The organism is Gracilibacillus boraciitolerans JCM 21714 (assembly GCF_000521485.1).
GTDB lineage: Bacteria > Bacillota > Bacilli > Bacillales > Amphibacillaceae > Gracilibacillus > Gracilibacillus boraciitolerans.
In genome coordinates this window covers 1-20,322 of record NZ_BAVS01000042.1, presented here as the reverse complement: position 1 = coordinate 20,322, position 20,322 = coordinate 1, and the positions used below count along the sequence as shown (strand labels likewise).

General features: G+C 36.0%; 15 protein-coding genes and 5 pseudogenes. 3 read left to right on the top strand and 17 right to left on the bottom strand.

Translation table 11 applies throughout. From position 1 onward, the window contains the following. Nucleotides 1-286 precede the first annotated feature (286 nt). The 8 genes and pseudogenes from JCM21714_RS16295 to hpf form a co-directional block, all read right to left on the bottom strand. Nucleotides 287-1,771, bottom strand: a complete 1,485-nt coding sequence (locus JCM21714_RS16295; protein WP_035725969.1) for a S41 family peptidase — start codon at nt 1,769-1,771, stop codon at nt 287-289. Nucleotides 1,772-1,902: 131 nt separating this feature from the next. Next, complete coding sequence (locus JCM21714_RS16290) at nt 1,903-3,387, bottom strand: murein hydrolase activator EnvC family protein (RefSeq protein WP_035725966.1); 1,485 nt, start codon at nt 3,385-3,387, stop codon at nt 1,903-1,905. A 36-nt stretch (nt 3,388-3,423) separates the two neighbouring features. After that, nucleotides 3,424-4,319, bottom strand: a pseudogene (gene ftsX, locus JCM21714_RS16285) (permease-like cell division protein FtsX). Further along, entirely contained in the window at nt 4,309-4,995 is a 687-nt protein-coding gene (gene ftsE, locus JCM21714_RS16280; protein WP_035725965.1) for a cell division ATP-binding protein FtsE, read from the bottom strand. Before ftsE ends, ftsX begins: the two are co-directional and overlap by 11 nt. A gap of 198 nt (nt 4,996-5,193) precedes the next feature. Continuing rightward, nucleotides 5,194-6,057, bottom strand: coding sequence for a YitT family protein (locus tag JCM21714_RS16275; protein WP_052000826.1), 864 nt, complete (start codon nt 6,055-6,057; stop codon nt 5,194-5,196). Nucleotides 6,058-6,133: 76 nt separating this feature from the next. Continuing rightward, nucleotides 6,134-7,240, bottom strand: a pseudogene (gene prfB / locus JCM21714_RS16270) (peptide chain release factor 2). A 20-nt stretch (nt 7,241-7,260) separates the two neighbouring features. Beyond that, nucleotides 7,261-9,778, bottom strand: a pseudogene (secA, locus tag JCM21714_RS16265) (preprotein translocase subunit SecA). 144 nt (nt 9,779-9,922) lie between these two features. Then, nucleotides 9,923-10,483, bottom strand: coding sequence for a ribosome hibernation-promoting factor, HPF/YfiA family (gene hpf / locus JCM21714_RS16260; protein WP_035725963.1), 561 nt, complete (start codon nt 10,481-10,483; stop codon nt 9,923-9,925). 293 nt (nt 10,484-10,776) lie between these two features. Here hpf and JCM21714_RS20275 point away from each other — a divergent pair, with 293 nt between their 5' ends. Then, nucleotides 10,777-10,935: a hypothetical protein gene (locus tag JCM21714_RS20275; RefSeq protein ID WP_158413547.1), complete on the top strand. Its 159-nt coding sequence runs from the start codon at nt 10,777-10,779 to the stop codon at nt 10,933-10,935. A gap of 43 nt (nt 10,936-10,978) precedes the next feature. On the opposite strand, the gene fliT is transcribed toward JCM21714_RS20275, so the two are convergent. From fliT to JCM21714_RS16225, 9 genes and pseudogenes are all read right to left on the bottom strand, one after another. Beyond that, nucleotides 10,979-11,332: a flagellar protein FliT gene (gene fliT / locus JCM21714_RS16255; RefSeq protein WP_035725962.1), complete on the bottom strand. Its 354-nt coding sequence runs from the start codon at nt 11,330-11,332 to the stop codon at nt 10,979-10,981. Then, entirely contained in the window at nt 11,332-11,730 is a 399-nt protein-coding gene (gene fliS / locus JCM21714_RS16250) for a flagellar export chaperone FliS (RefSeq protein WP_035725959.1), read from the bottom strand. The genes fliT and fliS overlap by 1 nt, the downstream gene beginning before the upstream one ends. 26 nt (nt 11,731-11,756) lie before the next feature. Next, nucleotides 11,757-12,119 carry a flagellar protein FlaG gene (gene flaG, locus JCM21714_RS16245; RefSeq protein ID WP_035725956.1) on the bottom strand — a complete coding sequence of 121 codons (363 nt, stop codon included), beginning with the start codon at nt 12,117-12,119 and terminating at the stop codon, nt 11,757-11,759. A 155-nt stretch (nt 12,120-12,274) separates the two neighbouring features. Then, nucleotides 12,275-12,451 carry a YjfB family protein gene (locus JCM21714_RS19585; RefSeq protein ID WP_084040908.1) on the bottom strand — a complete coding sequence of 59 codons (177 nt, stop codon included), beginning with the start codon at nt 12,449-12,451 and terminating at the stop codon, nt 12,275-12,277. Between the two features lie 35 nt (nt 12,452-12,486). After that, entirely contained in the window at nt 12,487-13,440 is a 954-nt protein-coding gene (gene fliD, locus JCM21714_RS22380) for a flagellar filament capping protein FliD (protein ID WP_235182979.1), read from the bottom strand. A gap of 77 nt (nt 13,441-13,517) precedes the next feature. Further along, nucleotides 13,518-14,534: a flagellar cap protein FliD N-terminal domain-containing protein gene (locus tag JCM21714_RS22375; protein WP_052000822.1), complete on the bottom strand. Its 1,017-nt coding sequence runs from the start codon at nt 14,532-14,534 to the stop codon at nt 13,518-13,520. Nucleotides 14,535-14,639: 105 nt separating this feature from the next. Beyond that, nucleotides 14,640-15,956 carry a hypothetical protein gene (locus JCM21714_RS16235; RefSeq protein WP_035725954.1) on the bottom strand — a complete coding sequence of 439 codons (1,317 nt, stop codon included), beginning with the start codon at nt 15,954-15,956 and terminating at the stop codon, nt 14,640-14,642. Then, entirely contained in the window at nt 15,946-17,070 is a 1,125-nt protein-coding gene (locus tag JCM21714_RS16230; RefSeq protein ID WP_035725951.1) for a DUF58 domain-containing protein, read from the bottom strand. Before JCM21714_RS16230 ends, JCM21714_RS16235 begins: the two co-directional genes overlap by 11 nt. Continuing rightward, nucleotides 17,067-18,031: pseudogene (locus JCM21714_RS16225) on the bottom strand (AAA family ATPase). Before JCM21714_RS16225 ends, JCM21714_RS16230 begins: the two are co-directional and overlap by 4 nt. A 247-nt stretch (nt 18,032-18,278) precedes the next feature. Between JCM21714_RS16225 and JCM21714_RS16220 the strand changes: the two are divergent. Beyond that, a pseudogene (locus JCM21714_RS16220) lies at nt 18,279-19,342 on the top strand (NAD(P)/FAD-dependent oxidoreductase). 289 nt (nt 19,343-19,631) lie between these two features. After that, the gene (locus JCM21714_RS16215) at nt 19,632-20,258 is read left to right on the top strand and encodes a TasA family protein (protein ID WP_035725949.1); all 627 of its coding nucleotides are present in this window, start codon (nt 19,632-19,634) and stop codon (nt 20,256-20,258) included. Nucleotides 20,259-20,322 lie beyond the last annotated feature (64 nt).

The following is a 20,322-nucleotide window of genomic DNA, read 5'->3' as shown; positions in this document are numbered from 1 at the left end:
AGTTAACAAATCACTTGAAAAACATAAGGAAAATTATACGTTGTAACTGATGAGGAGTAATTATAGGTCAAAATAGTCATTTTGAAAGGAATTCTATGCGTAACAGTCGCTCCGGCTTGCCCACTTTGCTTTCCGGGGGCGTGTCTTCAGCTAACTTTGTAAAGAAAACCCCATGGAAAGGGAAGCGGACAGCCGGAGCGACTGTTTAGCAGTTAAAATCTTTCAAGATGGTCTCTAAGATACTGGGCATAAGCTTATTTATTTGCACAAGTTTAAAGCTTTTTTATTAGTCAGTTAAGGTTTCGATCGCTTTTTCGAGTTGAAGATCATCTTCACCATCTCGAACTTTTTCAATAATTGCTGTCTGTAATACTTCTGCTGTTTTTGTATCAATGACACCTGTAACTTCTATTTCTTTATCACGTTGGAAATTTTCAACTGCTTCTTGAGTTGATTTATTAAAATAGCCATCCGTGCGACCTGGTTTATAGCCTAAACCTTCCAGCATGATTTGGACATTTTCAATTTTACTATCACTTTCATCCAATGCTAACGCATCCTCAATCTGAATTGGATTCGTGTAATAATAATCAGGCATTTTCTGTTCAATGGTTGGTTTTACACCCACTTCATGAATAGAATTTCCTTCAGGTGTCAACCACTTAAATCGTGTTATTTTAATCGTACTGCCATCGCCCATCGAAACAGTTTGTTGTACAGTGCCTTTTCCAAATGATGTTTCTCCTACGATATCATAGTCTAACCCTTCATTTAGAGCAGCAGCTAATATCTCTGATGCCGATGCGCTTCCTTCATTTATCAGTGTGACAACAGGATAAGTCTTTCCCGTTTTTAAATCTGAAAAATACCTAGTTTTTTTACCACTCGGATCCTCTATTTGTAAATATGGAGTATCCTCAGGAATAAATTCTTTCAATATCTTTTCTATTGACTGTAAAAGCCCACCAGGATTTCCGCGTACGTCAATGACCAGACCATCTATTCCTTGCTCTTCCAAGTCAGTTAATTCTTTTTTAAAATCATTTGCGGTATTCTCTGAGAAAGAAGTAAGCTCAATAATACCAATCAGTTTACCATTCTGTTCTTTTGTCTCTACATATACTGTTTCTAATGGAATAGAGTCTCTTGTTATTTCTATTTCTAATGTTTCTTCTACACCAGGCCGATTAATTTCAAGTACAACTTTAGAACCCTTTTCCCCTCGAATTTTATTAACAGCTTCGTATAAATCTAATCCATCTATACTTTCTCCATCAACAGATAAAACTTGATCATTTGGCTTTAATCCTGCCTTCTCTGCAGGCGAATCTTTTATTGGGGGGGCAACAATCGTAACATTATCTTCCTTCATAGATACTTCTGCACCTATTCCTTCAAAGGAAGACTCAATTTGTTCATTGAATTGTTCCATGGTTTCCTGATCCATATAAACACTATACGGATCTTCCAAAGAACTAAGCATACCCTGAATAGCACCTTCTATTAACTGAGATTCTTCCACATCTTCTACATAATTCTCCTTTATAATAGAAAATGCGTCAGCAACTTTAGACATTTTTCCGATATTTTCCTCCATGTTCTCCTTTTGATCGGATAGCTGTGACAATAAATCACGATCCGATTTGGACATTCCTTCGTTACCTAAGCTTGTTCCATTCGCAAACATAGACAATCCGACGTAGCTTCCAATTGCACCCAAGGCAATTGCCACAACTACAATAATCACTAGATATCTTCTTTTAATATTCATTTTTCCACCCCCCCATAGCCTTATTAAAAACGTACTAACTTATCCATTTCTAAAAAATTTCTCTATTATATATTATGACTGTTTAAAAAAGACATCACAAGTATTTTGTGATGTCTTTTTATTTTTTATATTTAAGGTAAATAGTTATATGGATTTATAGCTCCGTGGTAACTCCATCCACCATTATGTACTTCAAAATGTAAATGATCCCCGAAAGAATCTCCTGTATTACCCATTCCGCCAATTAACTGACCTTGAGAAACAGATTGACCGTAAGAAACACTTTTGGAATTTAAATGTGCATACACTGTTGTAATATTTAAACCTGGATGATAAATATACACTACATTTCCAAAACTAGATGAATAATCTGCTCTTGTTACCACTCCAGAAGCTGCTGCTTTAATTGGCGTACCTTTGCCATTCGCTATATCAATTCCATAGTGGAATCCTCCACCATTAAAGCTACGATAACCATATCCAGAAGTATTTCTACCCGATGCCGGCCAAATTAGACTTCCATTACCACCTGCTGATAATGATGGTGAAGATGAGCTGTTGCTGTTAGAACTTTTATTAGAATTGCTATCAGAACTGCTGTTAGAACTTTTGCTTGAGCTGCTATTAGAACTATTATTATTATTAGCTGCTGCTTGTTTTCGTCGCTCTTCTTCTTTTCGCTGTTCTTCAGCTAGTTGTTCAATCTGCTGTTGTGCTTCTTTTTTCGCTTTTTCTATCATAGCTGCTTGATTTCGAAGAGTATTTTGTTCTTCTGATAAACTCATTTTATGATCATGTAACTCTTCTTCTTCTGATTCTAACTCAGACATTAAAGTTTGCTTATTCGATTTTTGCTGATTCAATGTTGACTTAATTTGATCTAATTCCTGCTGTTGAGTTACTAAATTAGATTTCGTGTTTTCCAATTCCGTTTTACTATCCTCTAATGCTGCTTGTTTATCTTCCACTTCTTTCTTATTTGCTTCAACTTCCACTTTATTCTTTTCTATCTGTTCTTTATCCTTTTGCTGATCTTCCATTATTTTTTTATCAGAGTCCATAATTTTGTTAACTGCTGTTGCACGGTTAATAAAATCACCAAAGTTCTGAGCGCCTAGAATCACTTCTAAATAATTTGTATTTCCACCATTTTGCTGAATCGAACGCAATCTGCTTTTTAATAAATCTTCTCTTGCAGCAATTTTTTCTTCAAGCTGTTTAATCTCTTCGTTAAGTTTTTTAATTTCTTCTTTTAATTTAGTTATCTCTTCTTCTGTTTTAGTAATTGCATTTTCTGTCTCTATGATTTTATTGTTAGTTGCTGCAATTTCATTTTCTTTGGTAATTAATTGAGCTTGTGTCGATTCTAATTCCCCGTTTATATCGTCGATTTCGCTTTTCGTTTGACCCTGGTGTTCTTGATTTTCTTCAATTTCTTCTTCAGTATCACTCACTTTGTTCGATATGCCATTAGACTTTTCATTAATTTCACTTTTTTCATCTTCTAGCTCGTTAATTTTACTATTCAACTCACTTTTTGATTCAGCAAAAACTGTTGTGAAAGAAAGTAAACTAGAAAAAAGTAAAAATGTAAGAATTAGATAAAATCTTTTCACTGTATTTTCCCCCTCTCAGACATTTCTCGTATCCTATCAGACTTTTAAAAACTTCCGGACACTCATTAAACTTCCCCCAAACTCCAATTGTTGCACCAATTCCAATTATTAAAGCAGATATTTGAATAGCAAATGGATAAAACGGCAATATTTTGACAAAGTCAAACTGTTGCATTAATCCTAAATTTTGCGTTAAGAAATAATATCCTACTAATATAACTGCAATCGGAAGCAAACTTCCTAACACCCCTAATAACAATCCTTCCACAAAAAATGGCCAACGTATGAAATTATTAGTAGCACCGACTAACTTCATAATTCCAATCTCTTTTTTACGAGCTAGAATTGTAATTTTAATAGTATTTGAAATTAAGAAAATAGCTGTGAAAACTAAAGCTATTATTAAAACAAGACCTATATTTCTTGCATATTCGTTAAATTTAAATAGACTATCTACATACTCTTGTCCATAATTAACACGATAAACGGAATCAAACTGTTCAATTTCGTTCGCAATTGTTTCCGTTTCAAGTGGATCTGTTGCTTTAATAACAAATGCGTCATTTAATGGATTATCCTGTTCATATAGTCCCCCATGCCTTGCCTTGATCTCCCATGCTTTCAATTAAATTTTTCAGTTCTTCTTCCTTGGTCAGAAATTCAACACTCTCAATTTCATCGATGCTTTTAATTTTCGTTTCGATTTGGTTAACATCATTCTGTTCAGCTGTTAACTCGACTAAGGCTTTGATTTGCACATCACCTTCTAACTCATTTGCAATATGATTAAGGTTTAGCATCAAGACTAGAAAAACGCCAACGAGTATAAGTGTGGTAGTTACAGCACCAACAGAAGCTACTGTCATCCAACCATTGCGCCATATATTACGTGCGCCTTCTTTAAAATGTCGCTTCATGGTATTAAGCTTCATAACCATATTCACCCCGATGCTCATCGCGTACTATCATGCCATCTTCCATTGCAATCACACGCTTTTTTACTGTATTTACAATTTCCTTACTGTGAGTCGCCATTAAAATAGTTGTACCACTAGCATTAATTTCCTCTAATATCGCCATAATCTCCCAGGAAGTTTCTGGATCTAAGTTGCCTGTAGGCTCATCCGCGATAAGTAAACCCGGGCGATTAACCATTGCGCGAGCTATTGCAACACGCTGTTGTTCTCCACCAGACAACTCGTCCGGAATAAACCGTGCTTTGTTTTTCAGGCCTACCTGATCTAGCACACTCATGACACGGTTACGAATATTTTTCGGCGTCTCTTCAATTACCTCCAACGCAAAAGCGATATTTTCATATACGCTTAACTTTGGTAACAATCGAAAGTCTTGATAAACTACACCAATATTCCTTCTGAAATAAGGAACTTCCTTCCACTTTAGCTTTCGTATATCCTTGTTATTCACAAATACAGAGCCTTCTGTTGGTAATGCTTCCCTAAATAACATTTTTGTGAATGTTGATTTACCTGCACCACTCGGTCCAACTATGTAGACAAATTCTCCTTGTTCTATAGTCACATTTATTCCATTCAATGCAACCACACCGTTAGGATAGGTCATATATAAATTTTTCATCTCTATCATAAAGTAATCACCTTTTTATCAAATTATAGTGCTAATTCTCGAAATAACGAACATTTATCTCGCTTTCAATTTCTACTGATTACATTATAACATCATTTTCGCTATTTTTATCCTAAAATTTTATTACAATTTCATTTCAAAACATTAAAATAATTACATAATAATCCATCTTTCGGAATCCTTTCCATGAGATTAGATTCATCTTTTAAATCCTTCGCCTAATACTTCAGTAGCATTCATTGCAATAACAAAAGCTTCGGGATCAATTGACCTTAAAGCTTGCGTAGTTTTGCTAAATTCATTCTGTTGCACCACACACATTAAAATTTTCCGATCTTCATCGGTGTAACCACCAGATCCATTAAAAATGGTAACACCTCTATCGATATCATTCAACAGAATTCGACGAACTTGTTCAGGTTGATTCGTTATAATCATAACATTTTTAGAGGTATTTAGACCTACTTGCACAAAGTCGATAGTGCGACTTGTTATAAACAATGCAATAATCGCGTACAATCCTTGTTCAACTGAAAATACAAAGCAAGCGGTAATAACTATTAAACCATCGAAGGCTGCTAAGCTAACACCAAGTGATAAGGCTGTATACTTATGTAGAATTTGAGCGGCTAAATCCACACCACCTGTTGATGCTTTTCCTCTAAAAACGATACCGATGCCAATTCCAACGATTATTCCACCAAAAATTGCTGCTAACAGTGGTTCAACTGTTGCAGGCTGAAGATCTCGAGTTAGAAATACATAGAAAGGTAAAACAATTGTACCCACCAGCGACTTTGTTCCAAAATTTTTACCTAAAATCATCACACCAGCAATAAATAAGGGAATATTAAGAGCCCATTGGACAATGGAAGGTTCCCAATCAAACAATGCTTTAGTTATGGTACTGACACCTGCTACACCACCTGAGGCAATTTCATTTGGTAATAAAAATAAATTAAACGCTATTGCAACAAAAAATGCACCAATTAGGACATAAGTATAATCTAATATTTGGCGCAGCATATTCGGCATTTGTTTTCTTCGATATCTAGTTATCATGAATTTCACTCCATTTCAGAATTTTCACACAATAAAAACGAGCAAAAAGGAATTTTTTCCCCCCTTTGCTCGTTTTTTAATCATTCATTACTGAACGCAAATAAGCATCAATAAAATTATCTAACTCCCCCATCCATCACTGCTTGAGTATTACCCGTTTCATGATCTGTACGGTGATCTTTGACCATGGCATATGGATGAAAAACATAAGAACGAATTTGACTGCCCCCCCAGCCAATCTCCTTTTGTTCTCCACGAATATCTGCCATTTCTTGCTGTTGTTTTTCAATTTCAAGCTGATAAAGTTTCGCTTTTAACATTTTTATTGCTTGTTCTCTGTTCTTAATTTGCGATCTTTCTGATTGACATGTCACAACAGTATTTGTCGGTAAATGTGTGATGCGAACAGCGGAATCCGTTGTATTAACGTGCTGACCACCTGCTCCACTGGAGCGATAGGTATCAACTTTTAAATCTTCTGTTTGAATATCAATATCGATATCATCATCAAGTTCTGGTGTCACATCACATGAAACAAACGAAGTGTGTCGACGTCCTGATGAATCAAAAGGTGAAATCCGGACAAGACGGTGGACACCTTTCTCAGCTTTAAGATATCCATAGGCATTATGCCCTTTAATCAACAAAGTAACACTTTTGACACCTGCCTCTTCTCCCGGAAGATAATCAAGGGTATCTATTTTAAATCCTTTTGTTTCAGCCCATCTTGTATACATTCTTAGCAGCATACCTGCCCAATCCTGTGATTCGGTGCCACCTGCACCTGGATGTAACTCCAGAATCGCGTTGTTCTTATCATATGGTTCACTTAAAAGAATAAATAATTCAAATCGATTTAATGATTCCGTTAATTCTTGTACTTCCCTCTCAAGATCCTTACGAAGCTCTTTATCTGCTTCTTCTTTTACTAATTCATAGGTCACTTCTGCGTTTTCTAATGCTTCCTCATTCCGGTCAAAAGCATTAACAAATTCTTTTAAGCCATTGACTTCATTAATTGTTTTTTGAGCAATTTGTTGATCATCAAAAACTGGGATCTGACATAGTATCCTCTAATTCTGCGATACGAGTTCTCTTCTCATCTAAGTCAAAGAGACCCCCTAAAGTCAGCTAAACGCTTAGCCATTTTCTCTAACTCTTGCTTTATTTCTACTAATTCCATCTTTCCACCTCATTTATACTTTAACGTCCATGGCAATTTTTATATTTTTTTCCACTTCCACATGGACATGGATCATTTCTACCAACCGTTTGTGCTTTTATAAATGGTTTTTTTACCTTTTTTCTTTGATTGATCGCCACCAGATACTGCCTGTGTATTCTTAACTACTGCTTCGCGTTTTATATTCTCGCGAATCTGTGCTTTCATCACATATTTAGCTACTTCTTCATTGATAGAGGCAATCATCTGTTCAAACATGGAGAAGCCTTCCATTTGATATTCTCTTAACGGGTCATTTTGTCCATATGCCCGTAAATGAATACCTTGCCGTAGTTGGTCCAACTGATCAATATGATCCATCCATTTTGAATCAACAGTACGAAGTAAAATTACTTTTTCAAATTCGCGCATTTTTGCTGATGTAAATTCTTCTTCTTTCTGATCATATTTTTCCTTGATCTTAGTCATAATCAGATCAATCACTTGATTCTTATCTTTCCCTTCAAGATCTTTCTCTGTAATCCAATCTGATTCGATTAAGGTACCATGTAAATATTCAGTTAAGCCTGACAGATTCCAGTTTTCCGAATCTTCATCTATCATATAGGTATCTACAGCACTTTCAACCGTTGTTTGGACCATTTGTTCAATGATTCCTCTAAGATTTTCCGAATCAATCACATCAAATCGCTGCTTATATATGATTTCTCGCTGTTGTCGTAACACATCATCATAAGATAAAACGGTTTTACGTGCATCAAAGTTATTCCCTTCTACACGTTTTTGAGCAGACTCAACTGCTCTGGAAACCATTTTACTTTCAATTGGCTGACTGTCATCCATTCCTAATCGTTCCATCATATTTTTCATGTTGTCAGATCCAAAGCGACGCATTAACTCATCTTCCATCGAAAGATAAAACTTTGTTATTCCTGGATCCCCCCCTTGACGACCTGAACGACCACGAAGCTGGTTATCGATACGTCTTGATTCATGACGTTCTGTACCAATAACAGCAAGCCCACCTAAATCTGTTACGCCTGTTCCCAGCTTAATATCTGTACCACGGCCAGCCATATTTGTTGCAATGGTGACTGCTTTAGGCTGACCGGCATTTTCAATGATTTCAGCCTCACGATAGTGGTTCTTGGCATTTAATACATTATGTTTAACTCCTGCACGAGTCAATAGCTTGGATATTAGTTCAGATGTTTCTACTGCAACTGTACCAACTAAAACAGGTTGTCCCTTCTCATAACGATCTTTTATCTCCTGCACAACTGCTTTAAATTTGCCATCCATTGACTTGTAAATTAAGTCTGCCTTATCTTCACGAACAATCGGTTTATTGGTAGGAATGGAGACAACATCCATTGCATAAATATTTCGAAATTCCTCTTCTTCCGTTTTTGCGGTACCAGTCATACCAGCAAGTTTTTCATACATCCGGAAATAATTTTGAAAGGTAATCGACGCAAGTGTCATACTCTCATTCTGGATTTGAAGTCCCTCTTTAGCTTCAATCGCCTGATGTAAACCATCACTATAGCGACGACCTTTCATTAAACGACCAGTAAATTGATCCACGATCACTACTTGTTCTTCTTCCACAACATAATCTGTATCACGATGCATAGCAACATGTGCTTTTAATGCTTGATTAATATGATGGGTTAATGTTACGTGGTTTAAATCATAGAGATTTTCAATGTTAAAGAAGCGTTCAGCTTTATTATTGCCTTCTTCTGTTAGCTGCACTCCTTTAGATTTCTCATCATAGGTATAATCCTCTTCATTTTTCAATGTTCGCACAAACGTATTGGCCTGCTGATAGAGGTTAGCAGATTTCTCTGCTGTACCTGAAATAATCAATGGGGGGGTACGAGCTTCATCAATTAAAATAGAGTCAACCTCATCAATAATTGCAAAATGTAATGGACGTTGAACCATTTGTTCTTTGTATAGAACCATATTGTCACGTAAGTAATCAAAACCAAACTCATTGTTCGTACCATACGTGATATCTGCTACATATGCTTCTCTTTTCTCATCCTTGGTCATTGCATTTTGATTTAAGCCAACAGTTAATCCCAAAAATTGAAATAATTCTCCCATTTCACGCGCATCACGTTCCGCCAAATAATCGTTAACCGTAATTATATGAACACCTTTACCTGTTATCGCATTTAAATAGGCAGGCATTGTGGAGGCAAGTGTTTTACCTTCCCCAGTTTTCATTTCAGCAATATCACCTTTATGCATTGCAATTGCACCTAGGATTTGTACATAAAATGGTCGTAAACCCAGGACACGATTTGCAGATTCACGCACGACCGCATAGGCTTCCACTAATAAGTCATCAAGATCTTCGCCTTTTTGATAGCGTTCTTTAAATTCTTCTGTTTTATTTTGTAGTTCATTATCTGATAATTGCTGTATAGATGGCTCTAGCGCATCTACTTCATCTGCAAGTTTTCCTAAGCTTTTTAATTGTTTTTGATTCAAATCGCCGAACACTTTCTTTAATAATTCACGCATTCCCGTCGCTCCTCTTTATCTTAAAATCGATAAAAGAATATAAAATAATTTTCCATTATCTATCATAACATTAGCTGCATAAAAATGACAACAATCCATTAAAAAGCAACCTGCATTCAGCAGGTTGCTTTTAGATTAAGTATTTTAGCTGGGTTCAATTAAACCATATCTGCCATCACGGCGTTTATATACAACGTTTGTATTACCTGTTATTGCATTTTCAAAAACGAAGAAAGCATGTCCTAACATATCCATTTGCAATACTGCTTCTTCAGAATCCATTGGTTTTAAGTTAAATCGTTTTGTTCTAACGATTTCAATTGCATCATCTTCATATTCATCTAGCTCTCTTGCTTCCATCGCTTCTTTTTCCAATTCCGCAAATACGTGTTTTGGAGACCCTTGCTGACGGAATTTACGGTTTACTTTTGTTTTATACTTTCGAATTTGTCTTTCTAGCTTGTCAACAACAAGATCGATAGCAGCATATAAATCTACGTGTTGTTCTTCTGCTCTCAATAATAAGTTTGTCATCGGAATGGTTACTTCAATCTGCTGCTCTTCATTATAGACACTTATATTCACATTTACATCAGAAGTAGGGGGGGTATCGAAATATCGTTCCAATTTACCGATTTTTCTTTCGACATACTCCTTAATTGCATTAGTCACTTCTACATTTTCGCCTCGAATGTTGTATTTCATAAAAAGTGCCCTCCTTTTTCAAACTATAACTCATATGAGTTATAGTTTAATAATACCACAGTTAGGATGATTAAACGAGTAATAAGTCAATATAAATGATAAATTTTTAACAAAAGCTTTACAAACTTTATAATTCTCTCATTATCCTAGTATATTCTCTTGGAAAAAGACAAAAATCAGGCAGGAATAGATTAATTATTTTCGACTGAAAAGTCGAAAGATGCAAGTATTAAGTTGCATATAAGGAAGGTAATGCGACATAACTTCAATCTACTGGTAGTAATTCTGAAAGGATGATAGATGTAATAACCGCTCCGGCTTGCCCACTTCGCTTTCCGGGGGGGGCGTGGGTAGCCGGAGCGGCTGCTCAGCAGGAAAACAATTTCAAAATTATCGCAAGAATTATGTCGCATAATCTTCTTTCTGTTCCATTAAAAAAATCTGAACTTTAGCAAGTTCTAATCTTCGAATTCGCCCATTGTTCAGATTTTATTTTTATTTTTTGGAATCTAGAAATCTTCCGTCATAACTTGCGACGCTTTTATATGGATTTAAATAGGAATTATTGGAACGGGGTTGCTTTTTGGCATTACGCATATCTTTTTTTAAAAGTTGATACACGGTTTGTAATTTGCGATTCAATTGTTGATCCATTGAAATAGCTCTTTTTCCAAATTCCTTTTCCTCATCAGAAAAGGGTGGTTTAATTTCTTTTATTAATGTCTCACGTTCTTCAATCGTTTTATTGATTTGATCTATGACTTTTTCACGTTGCTCATTCGTTAACGCTTTTTCAAATAATTCGAGCATGTTTTCCGTTAACTGAATATATTCTGCTATTGGTTTCATTAGGCTTTAACACCTTGACCGTGCTGACGAATTCGTTCCTGTTTAATCACTTCTTTCCATGTATCACGGAAATCCTGAATAATTGCTCTTGCTTGCTCTAACTGATCCACGTTATTTTTAATATTAGCTTGCATCAATGCATGATTGACAAAATCGTACAAGGGCATTATTTCTTTCGTGATAGCTGCTTCTTGGTCCAATGTTATCATTAATTCACGTACGATATTCTGCGTTTTTTTAATCATCTCATTTTTTGTTTCATAATCTTTGTCTTCGATTGCTTTATTAGCCTGCTTGATAAACTTTAAGCATCCGTTATATAACATTAATGTTAATTCTCCTGGTGATGCCGTGTTCACAGAGTTGTTTTGGTATGCTTGATATTGCTGGAAAGCCATAAAACGTACGCTCCTCTAATTCTTACTTATATTTTTTCATCTACTATAAATCCTAATAATTCAGCCATTGATGCGTAAACATCTAGTAATTTTTTCGCTGGAATTTCTTTCACTACTTCATCTGTCTCTTGATTGACTACTGTTACATAATATCGATCTAATTTATCGTGTAACTCATAACGAATACTGGTATTAGCAGGTATTAAGAAAGAATTAATACCATCAACCATGCTTTGAGCCTGATCTTTTGATAGTTCTTCTTCTCCATTCAATAATTTTGCTTTTTCTTGTTCATGGTTATTGGATCTCTCTCTTACAGTTGTGGATTGCTCAATTGTCTGTTCAGTGTGTAATAGTGGAGATCCAGTGATCATTTTACCAACTTCCATGATAATTTTCATCTCCTATTTAGTTGTTTCTATTATTATCGGCTTAAGTAGTAAAAAAGTTTAGCTGTTTACTAATTTTACTGAGTCATTCCTTCTGAAATAAAACCAGATATATATAAAAGGAATTCAGAAGATATCTGAATTCCTTGCGCTGCTCATCTTTTTATATCAATATTACTTCCCAAATGTGACTGCATTGATATTTCCATCATTTTAATCATGTCACTAGATTGAGATTCTGCATGATTAAGTGCTTTGTCCATTAAGGAAACACTTGCCTGTTGCTTTACTTGTGCCTGATTCATGATTACTGACATTGCAGCTATATCCATACTAGAGCCCCCCCCTTTCTAAGTTGACGTTTTTATTATTGCATACCCATACCACCGAATTGTTGCATCATATAAGATGCCTGTTGATTAGCCTGCTGCATTGCTTTTTCCATTACAGTAAATTGTCTCCAGTAACGGTCTTCAATTTGAGTTAAACGATCCTGGAAACGCTGAATCTGTTCTTCTACATCATTTAAGTTACGGCCAATGGTAAATTGCTGGTTGGTAGCAGTTGCACGACCTGCTCTTTCATAGATACTGTCCATAGTGCTATTAACAGAATCGGTTAAACGACGTGCAATTCCCTTTTCACCATATCCTTCTCCATCTCCACGAAATAGATTTTCTACGCCTGCAGGATCGCCTTCAATTGCTTCTTTTAATTTCGCTTCATTAATTTCAAGCTTTCCACCACTCATATAATTTTTAGTCGTTGTAATACCGATTTGAGCTAACTGATTAAACGAGCCTGCTGATTCTCCATTGTTTACAGGTGAATAAAAGTCTGTACGCATCGTTGACAATGCACCTTGTAACATGGTGTCTCTTCTCAATAATCCACTTTTAGCCATTTTCTCCCAATCTTCCTGTTGCTTCTCAGAAAGACTTTCGCGCTGATCGTCAGTCAATGGTTTATAATCCCGGTGATATTCTTCCGTAACTTTTCCATTTATTTCATCAATCAAGGTGTTATATGTTTCAACGAATTTCTTGATATTTTCGAATACTGCATCTGAATCGTTAGTAACACCAACTGTTACAGGACCATCTGCTGCAGCAAAGGTTTGTTTTAAGTTAAAGGTTACACCATCAATTTGGAAATTATTCGTGTTTCTTTCAGTTTCCAAGCCATTTATTGTAAATATCGCATTCTTTCCCTCTGTATAATTTGTAGCCACATTAAATTGTAAAGCATCTGACATAAAGCTACCACTAATCTTCATATCTTGACCTGTCTCAGAAAATTTACCTGTTTCTGTTCTTCTCATAGACATTTTGTCCGAAAAAGAGTCATACATCATGGAGACACCAATATTAGCACTATTGACATGATTGATAACTTGATTTAATGATTCATTACCCGTAACAAGAAGTTTTGATAGGTTGTCCCTTTTGACGTTTCGGCACCGACTGAAAACGCAGCATAATTTTGTTGATATTTCGCATCTATCACTGTACCCTCAGGCTGTTCGTCAGTAAATGTTATTCTGCCTGTATTTACATTGAAGGTTCCGATTGAATTACTATTTTCATCTATCAACGAATATTCATTTTCATTTTGTGATGCAGGACCAATTGTATAGTTAACAGCATCCACAGTTAATTGAAAATTTTCCGTACTAATTGAACCACCTGAAAGTTGAAAAGCTTTTGCTGCTGAAGCAAGTTCAACGGAATCGTTTTTTTGACCATCTGTTACAAACTGCACGGAAACTTTATCGTCTGCTTTTAATACACCATCCGCAAAAGTTAATTCGCCATCCTTTAATAAAGCTTGATTTGCAGCCAATGGTTCTCCAGCCAAAACTTCTTCGGTTACCACCTCAAACCCCCCCTTACCGTTAATTTGGACATTAACTGCATCTGTTTGAACATTCCCAGTGGTTGAATCAATTGCGATAGTCTGATTATTTGATGTAGCTGTTACTGTCTCTTTAAAGATAGCACCTTGCTGCCATTCAAAATTTCCAGTAAAAGCATCTTGAGCATACATCCCTTTAGTTGGATCTATATTACTGTCAGAAATTTTCCCTTCATTCACCCAAGTAGCTGAGGAGGCTAATTGGCTAACTTCCGATAAACTAAAAGAGGATTGACTTGCCGCACTACTCGCAGTTGCACTTACTAAATTTTCATTAGTTGAAGAAGTTTCACGTGCTCGATAACTTGTCGTCATTCTCATATCGGTAAGTGTCGAACGAAAGTCTAACAAAAGCGTATTGATTGAACGATAATCATCACGTTTCCATTCTAATGTTTGTTTTTCCTGTTGCATTCGTTGCAGTGGCATGCTCTCGGCTTTCATCAGGTCTTTGACCATTTGATCGATATCCATCCCACTTGCGAAACCGCTTATTCTCATACTCTCACGTCCTTTAAAGTAGTTGTTATCTCTATTATCGGACAAGATAGTCATATCTTTAATAGATCAAAAGAACCATAATATATAACGGGAACAAAAAAACAGTTATGCATGGTTTTTGAAATTTTCCCAAATTTCATTAAGTGAATGCTCACTTTCATCCTGTAAACTTTTACCTCCATATCTTATATCATCATACCAGTTCTCTAATTGCTGAAGAGAGTGTTCATTTTTAGTTAAAGCAAAGACTTCATGCGCTGTCATAGACGATCGCCATTTTTCTTGTTTTGTCATATTCCTGGCGATCTGCTGGTATAAAAATCTCACCTTTTCTTCTTTGGACATTTGTTCAAACTTTGGCTTTCTTTGTGTAACTCGAATAAAAGCCGCTTCTATTTTTTGCTGATTTTGGTGTCGCCATTTTTTCCAGTCAAATAGGCTTTCTTTTTCATCTGCATAATCTGTTGTTGCTTCAACTGCCTGTTTCTTTCCTATCACGCGTTTAATTAATTGCCATAACGAAATGAATACATTCTTAAGCAATCTTCTAAATTTTTTAAATACAACAGCTGTAAATACGATGATTAAAATTGCTAAAAACAAGAAGCCTATTACAAATGTGATACGGTCCATCCACTCGGCAAACACGGATGGCTCTTGTGCTTCTACTTCCGGAAAAGCCGGCATTTGAGCTTGTTGGGGTTCGTCTTGGATAATTTCTGAGTCCTGATTAAATAACGAAGCTAGCCATATGACAGATTCAATGATGGATCTCACACCATTATATATGGCTGCTTGCACTACTTGAAAATTAGTAATAGCAAAGACAAGAATTAATGTGAAAATTAAATACATACGATTTAGTCTCTTTATTTCAGATCCGACTTTTTTCTTTTTGTCTCTTGCCAGAGACTCCTTTTGTAAATGCTCATGATTGGTAATAAACAGCATCACAATAATAAACAAAAATCCTACGTAACTAATCAGATGCTGATATCGATATAAGGCATCCATATTTATAAAAAGGATATAACCAATAAAATATAGTGGCATACTGATTGCCCAAAGAATACGACTCGGCAAGATCTCCTGCCATTCACTTTCTGCATGTTGAATACCACGATAGGAGGAGATTAAACCGAATAAGACACTAAATATCAGCGACCAAATATTTGCTATCATGATTAAACTTAATAAAATAGTTAAGACAGCAGCGCTTATCAAGGCGATCCAACGGTTTTGTAACATTTGTCTCAGAAAATAACCAGCCACAAACAAAACGAAAAGAGATAGAAACCAGCTATATTTATGGGAATCATTGAAAAACAGTACTGCTATTAGTAGAAACAATGGAAAAAAACCAATAAATTCGATCAGACCATGAACCATTGATATAAGGTGTGACCTTACTTTAACTAACATCAGCCTCACCACCTTTACCTTCTTCTAGCAGAACAACTTCGACTGCATTCCCTAATTCCTCTAAATATGCAATTTGCCTATTCATTTTTTCTGTGCGTCGAAGCGAGAAAATAATTATATCTGTTTTTGTCAGGCCTTGTTCGACATCTTCTTGTAAAAATGCTCTAAAATTACGACTTCGGTCCATTTCAACTTTTGCAATGGCATCGAAAATATAACCAATTTGTTGACCGCTATTAGAAGGAGCTACACGAACAGAAGGTTTTATTCGATCTGTTGAATTGGTAAATGGCTCTACATAGTACCCATTACAGCCAAAGCCTGTTGAAATGCCTTGTTCGATCGTATAGTTAGCTAAAGATGCGGCATAGGATAAACCTTTTTCCACTATTTTCGGCTGTTCAATTGGCATACGGATATCTTCGTTCGAATCAAAATTCACGTAAATCATTAAATGATGATCAGCTGTATAGTCTTTTTTATTAATTTGCAGCTCCTGAGTTCTTGCAGTTGCCTTCCAATTAATAGCATTCAATGGATCACCTTGCTGGTACTCTCTAATACCAGCTTGCAAAAAAGGGTCTTCCACAATCCATCGTTTCACCGTGATATCCCCCCCTAACCAGCTGTGAGAGGGTAATGGAATCTCCTCAAGTGGGACGATTGCAGGATAAACCGTCACGGCAGTACTTGCTTCAAATGAATCAAACACTTCGCCAAAGCCAATCCCATCCCCTGTCGTGACAGATACTGTATTCAATGGGTAATAACCTCTTTTTGAGCCGATTAACTGGTGTCTCCTAGTGATTTTTTGATAGGGTAACAAACTGAAAAGGGTCCGGTGAAATATTTCCCCTTCCTCTTTGTCCTGAGCGTTTTCTGAATGCGTTAAAAGGTGAGGGCTCATTTTCGACTCCAATCGAATCCAGGGAATTGGCAGCAGCTTTTTATTTGCGATTTCATCCACCATTTCGATTGTTTCCCCCCCTTCAAATACGGTGTCTTGACTAAATGCTCTCTTATATGTAATCCCTTTTAGACCAAATTTACTATAGATGATTCCCTGCATAAAGATAATGATTAATAAAACGACGATGACCCAGGCGATATTCATGCATGGATGCCTGCCTTTTCAGTTGGCACTGGCACTTGTCCTAAAACTTCTGTTAATACAGCATCCACTTCACCTTGTTTTACCCCAATGCGTTGTGCTAAAACAATGCGATGGCCAAGAACAGGTTTAGTCATTTTTTTATATCATCGGGAATCACATAGGTACGACCCTGTAATAAAGCGAATACTTGAACTGCCTTTAATAATGCCTGACTACCACGCGGACTGACACCCAACGCTACATTATTATGCTCACGTGTTTTTTCGACTACATCGATTAAATAGTGCAACACATCATCACTTATCTCTACTTCGCTATAAATCTGTTGCATCGCCACAATATCCTCAACCGTAACGACAGATTGCAGTGTATCTAATGGATTCGCCGACTTGAAGCGTTTTAATATTTCAATCCCCCCCTGTTCGCGAGTTGGATATCCCATATGTATTTTTAATAAAAAGCGGTCCAATTGTGCTTCAGGTAAAGGGAAGGTCCCTTGACTTTCAATCGGATTTTGAGTGGCGATCACTAAAAATGGTTTTGCTAACGTACGTGTATTTCCATCTATCGTAACCTGACGTTCTTCCATGCTTTCTAACAAACTGGATTGTGTTCTAGGTGTCGCACGATTAATTTCATCTGCTAACAACACATTTGTAAATATCGGACCCGGGCGAAATTCAAATTCGCCTTTTTGTTGACTGTAAAAATGAATGCCTGTAATATCGCTTGGTAATAAATCAGGTGTAAACTGAATTCGTTTAAAATCACCGGCTAGTGACTTTGCTAAAGATTTTGCCAGCAATGTTTTCCCTGTACCTGGAACGTCCTCTAATAACACATGACCTGATGAAACCATTGCTACTAACAAAAGATCAATCGTATCTTCCTGTCCTACCACCACTTGCTTTACATTTGTTTTGATCCTGGTGGCTGTTTGTTGAATTTGTAGTAACTCCATGAGAAAAACTCCTCTACTGTATGATTGCGTTTACACTACCTATATTATTTTTATAACATTTCTTTATAAAATAGGCAAAAAATTACTCTTAAATTTTCTGAATAATGGAACTTTTGAATATTGAATAGTTTTTTACCCTTTTGTATAGTTTTATCGGACTAATTTTGGTAGTCTAATTATAGATAAGAATGGGAAACTATCTATAAAGAGTTTTTTGATTTCACGATAGACAGGGGGGGTTTTTTAAATGAAGAGGGTTGTTTTAATCGGTGGAGGATATGGTGGGATGAATGCCCTGCATCAATTACTGGATAACAATATACCAAAGGATGTCCAGATCACAGTAATTGATCGTAATCCATATCATTCATTAAAAACAGAATTTTATGCGATTACAGCAGGAACAAAAGCGGATAAAGAAGTCAGAATTGATTTTCCTTTACACGAACAGGTTTCATATATATTTGGGGAGATTATTGAAATCAATACTGACAGAGAGTTGATTCGATTAAAAGGTAATGAAATTGCCGTAGAATATGATTACTTATTAATCGGACTAGGTTGTGAAGATAACTATCACGGTATCCAGGGAGCAATGGAGTATACAGAAAGTGTCCAATCGATTTCAAGTGCCCGCAAAGCTAGTATTAAGGTTAATAATCTATCAGCGTACAGCCAAGTTTCGGTTGTCGGAGCTGGCCTGAGTGGAATTGAAGTCGCTTCCGAAATTAGAGAAAGCAGACCAGACTTAAATATCCGTTTATTAGATCGTGGAGCAACTGTATTATCTGCCTTTGATGAAAAAGTGCAATCCTATGTAGAAGAATGGTTCCGAAAGAATCAAGTAGAAATCTTACACCACTCCAACGTAGAATTAGTTGCAGAAGGGATTTTTTATAATAATGGCGAAGGTATCGAAAGTGACGTCATTATCTGGACAGCGGGTGTCCGACCAAATTATTTAGTAAGAAGTTTACCTTTTGAAAAAGATCGGCACGAAAAATCGTAATAAACGATTTTTATCAAGTACCTTCAAATAACAAAATATATGTAGTAGGGGGGGATTGTGCGTCTTCTGACAATTCACCGAGTGCCCAGCTTGCCGGAAGCCAGGGTGAGCAGATTGGCGATATTCTGGCAGATGTCTTAAATGATAAAGAACCACGTAAACCCAAACCTATTAAGTTAAAAGGTCAATTAGGATCTCTTGGAAAATCGGAAGGGTTCGGCAATATGTATCATCAACCAATCACAGGACTTTTGCCTCGTTTAGCAAAATCCGGTGTTTTATGGCTGAATAAGCGACATTAATATAAAATGAGCATTCCTATCTATAAAAGTATTTATAGATAGTTTTTTTACTGTATTTTAGTTGATGCACACACATTATTCATATTAATAGTTGCTTAAGTTCTTTATAACGCATTAAACAAAAATATTTATGATAATAAGAGAAATATCAAGATAATTTAAGAAAAACAATGAAAAATTTATTATTAATGCTTAAAACAGTTCTTTTTAATACTTTGATATTTTAAATAGCCCATGTATAATAAATTCTAATGTTCTTAATAAAGAACAAATAAAGGAGGAATTATATATGTCATTAAAGAAAAAGTTAGGCTTAGGTATGGCGTCCGCAGCACTTGGTTTAGCACTGGTAGGAGGAGGTACATATGCGTATTTCAGTGATGAAGAAGTAACCAACAATACATTCGCTGCCGGTACTTTAGATTTGTCAGTTGACCCAACCACTATTATTGAGGTTTCAGACATAAAGCCAGGGGATTGGATGTACCGTTCTTTTGAACTTATTAATGATGGGACGCTTGATATTTATAGTATTAATATCAATACTGATTATACTACATCTGATTATCATGGGGGGGATAATACCGAAGATTTCGGTGAGCACATACTTGTTCATTTTGTAAATAATTATGATAAAGGTACTTCTTTTCCATTTGTAGGAGTAATTCCTGAAAATGTTATTTGGTCAACAACATTAGCCGAGTTAAAAGCAGATCCAACATTACCAGACGCTGTTGCAAACGATATATTTGAATGGTGGGGTGAAGACGACGGCTTAAAAGCCGGAGATACTGATAGTTTAGATGTACTTTTTGAGTTTGTAGACAATGGTGAAGATCAAAATCAATTCCAAGCTGATAAATTAAAACTTACTTGGACTTTTGAAGCTCAGCAAACTGCTGGTGAATCTAAATAATAATATATTGTGGAGAGGGAACTTCTCTCTCCCTCCTTTTTATTTATATACATGTGGTGTGTGG

Bases quoted from the DNA above. Each gene is read 5' to 3' on its own strand.
- JCM21714_RS16295 (WP_035725969.1), bottom strand. From the start codon at position 1,771: ATGAATATTAAAAGAAGATATCTAGTGATTATTGTAGTTGTGGCAATT.
- ftsE (WP_035725965.1), bottom strand. From the start codon at position 4,995: ATGATAGAGATGAAAAATTTATATATGACCTATCCTAACGGTGTGGTT.
- JCM21714_RS16275 (WP_052000826.1), bottom strand. From the start codon at position 6,057: ATGATAACTAGATATCGAAGAAAACAAATGCCGAATATGCTGCGCCAA.
- hpf (WP_035725963.1), bottom strand. From the start codon at position 10,483: ATGAAATACAACATTCGAGGCGAAAATGTAGAAGTGACTAATGCAATT.
- JCM21714_RS20275 (WP_158413547.1), top strand. From the start codon at position 10,777: ATGATAGATGTAATAACCGCTCCGGCTTGCCCACTTCGCTTTCCGGGG.
- fliT (WP_035725962.1), bottom strand. From the start codon at position 11,332: ATGAAACCAATAGCAGAATATATTCAGTTAACGGAAAACATGCTCGAA.
- fliS (WP_035725959.1), bottom strand. From the start codon at position 11,730: ATGGCTTTCCAGCAATATCAAGCATACCAAAACAACTCTGTGAACACG.
- flaG (WP_035725956.1), bottom strand. From the start codon at position 12,119: ATGGAAGTTGGTAAAATGATCACTGGATCTCCACTATTACACACTGAA.
- JCM21714_RS19585 (WP_084040908.1), bottom strand. From the start codon at position 12,451: ATGGATATAGCTGCAATGTCAGTAATCATGAATCAGGCACAAGTAAAG.
- fliD (WP_235182979.1), bottom strand. From the start codon at position 13,440: ATGAGAAGAACAGAAACAGGTAAATTTTCTGAGACAGGTCAAGATATG.
- JCM21714_RS22375 (WP_052000822.1), bottom strand. From the start codon at position 14,534: ATGAGAATAAGCGGTTTCGCAAGTGGGATGGATATCGATCAAATGGTC.
- JCM21714_RS16235 (WP_035725954.1), bottom strand. From the start codon at position 15,956: ATGTTAGTTAAAGTAAGGTCACACCTTATATCAATGGTTCATGGTCTG.
- JCM21714_RS16230 (WP_035725951.1), bottom strand. From the start codon at position 17,070: ATGAATATCGCCTGGGTCATCGTCGTTTTATTAATCATTATCTTTATG.
- JCM21714_RS16215 (WP_035725949.1), top strand. From the start codon at position 19,632: ATGTCATTAAAGAAAAAGTTAGGCTTAGGTATGGCGTCCGCAGCACTT.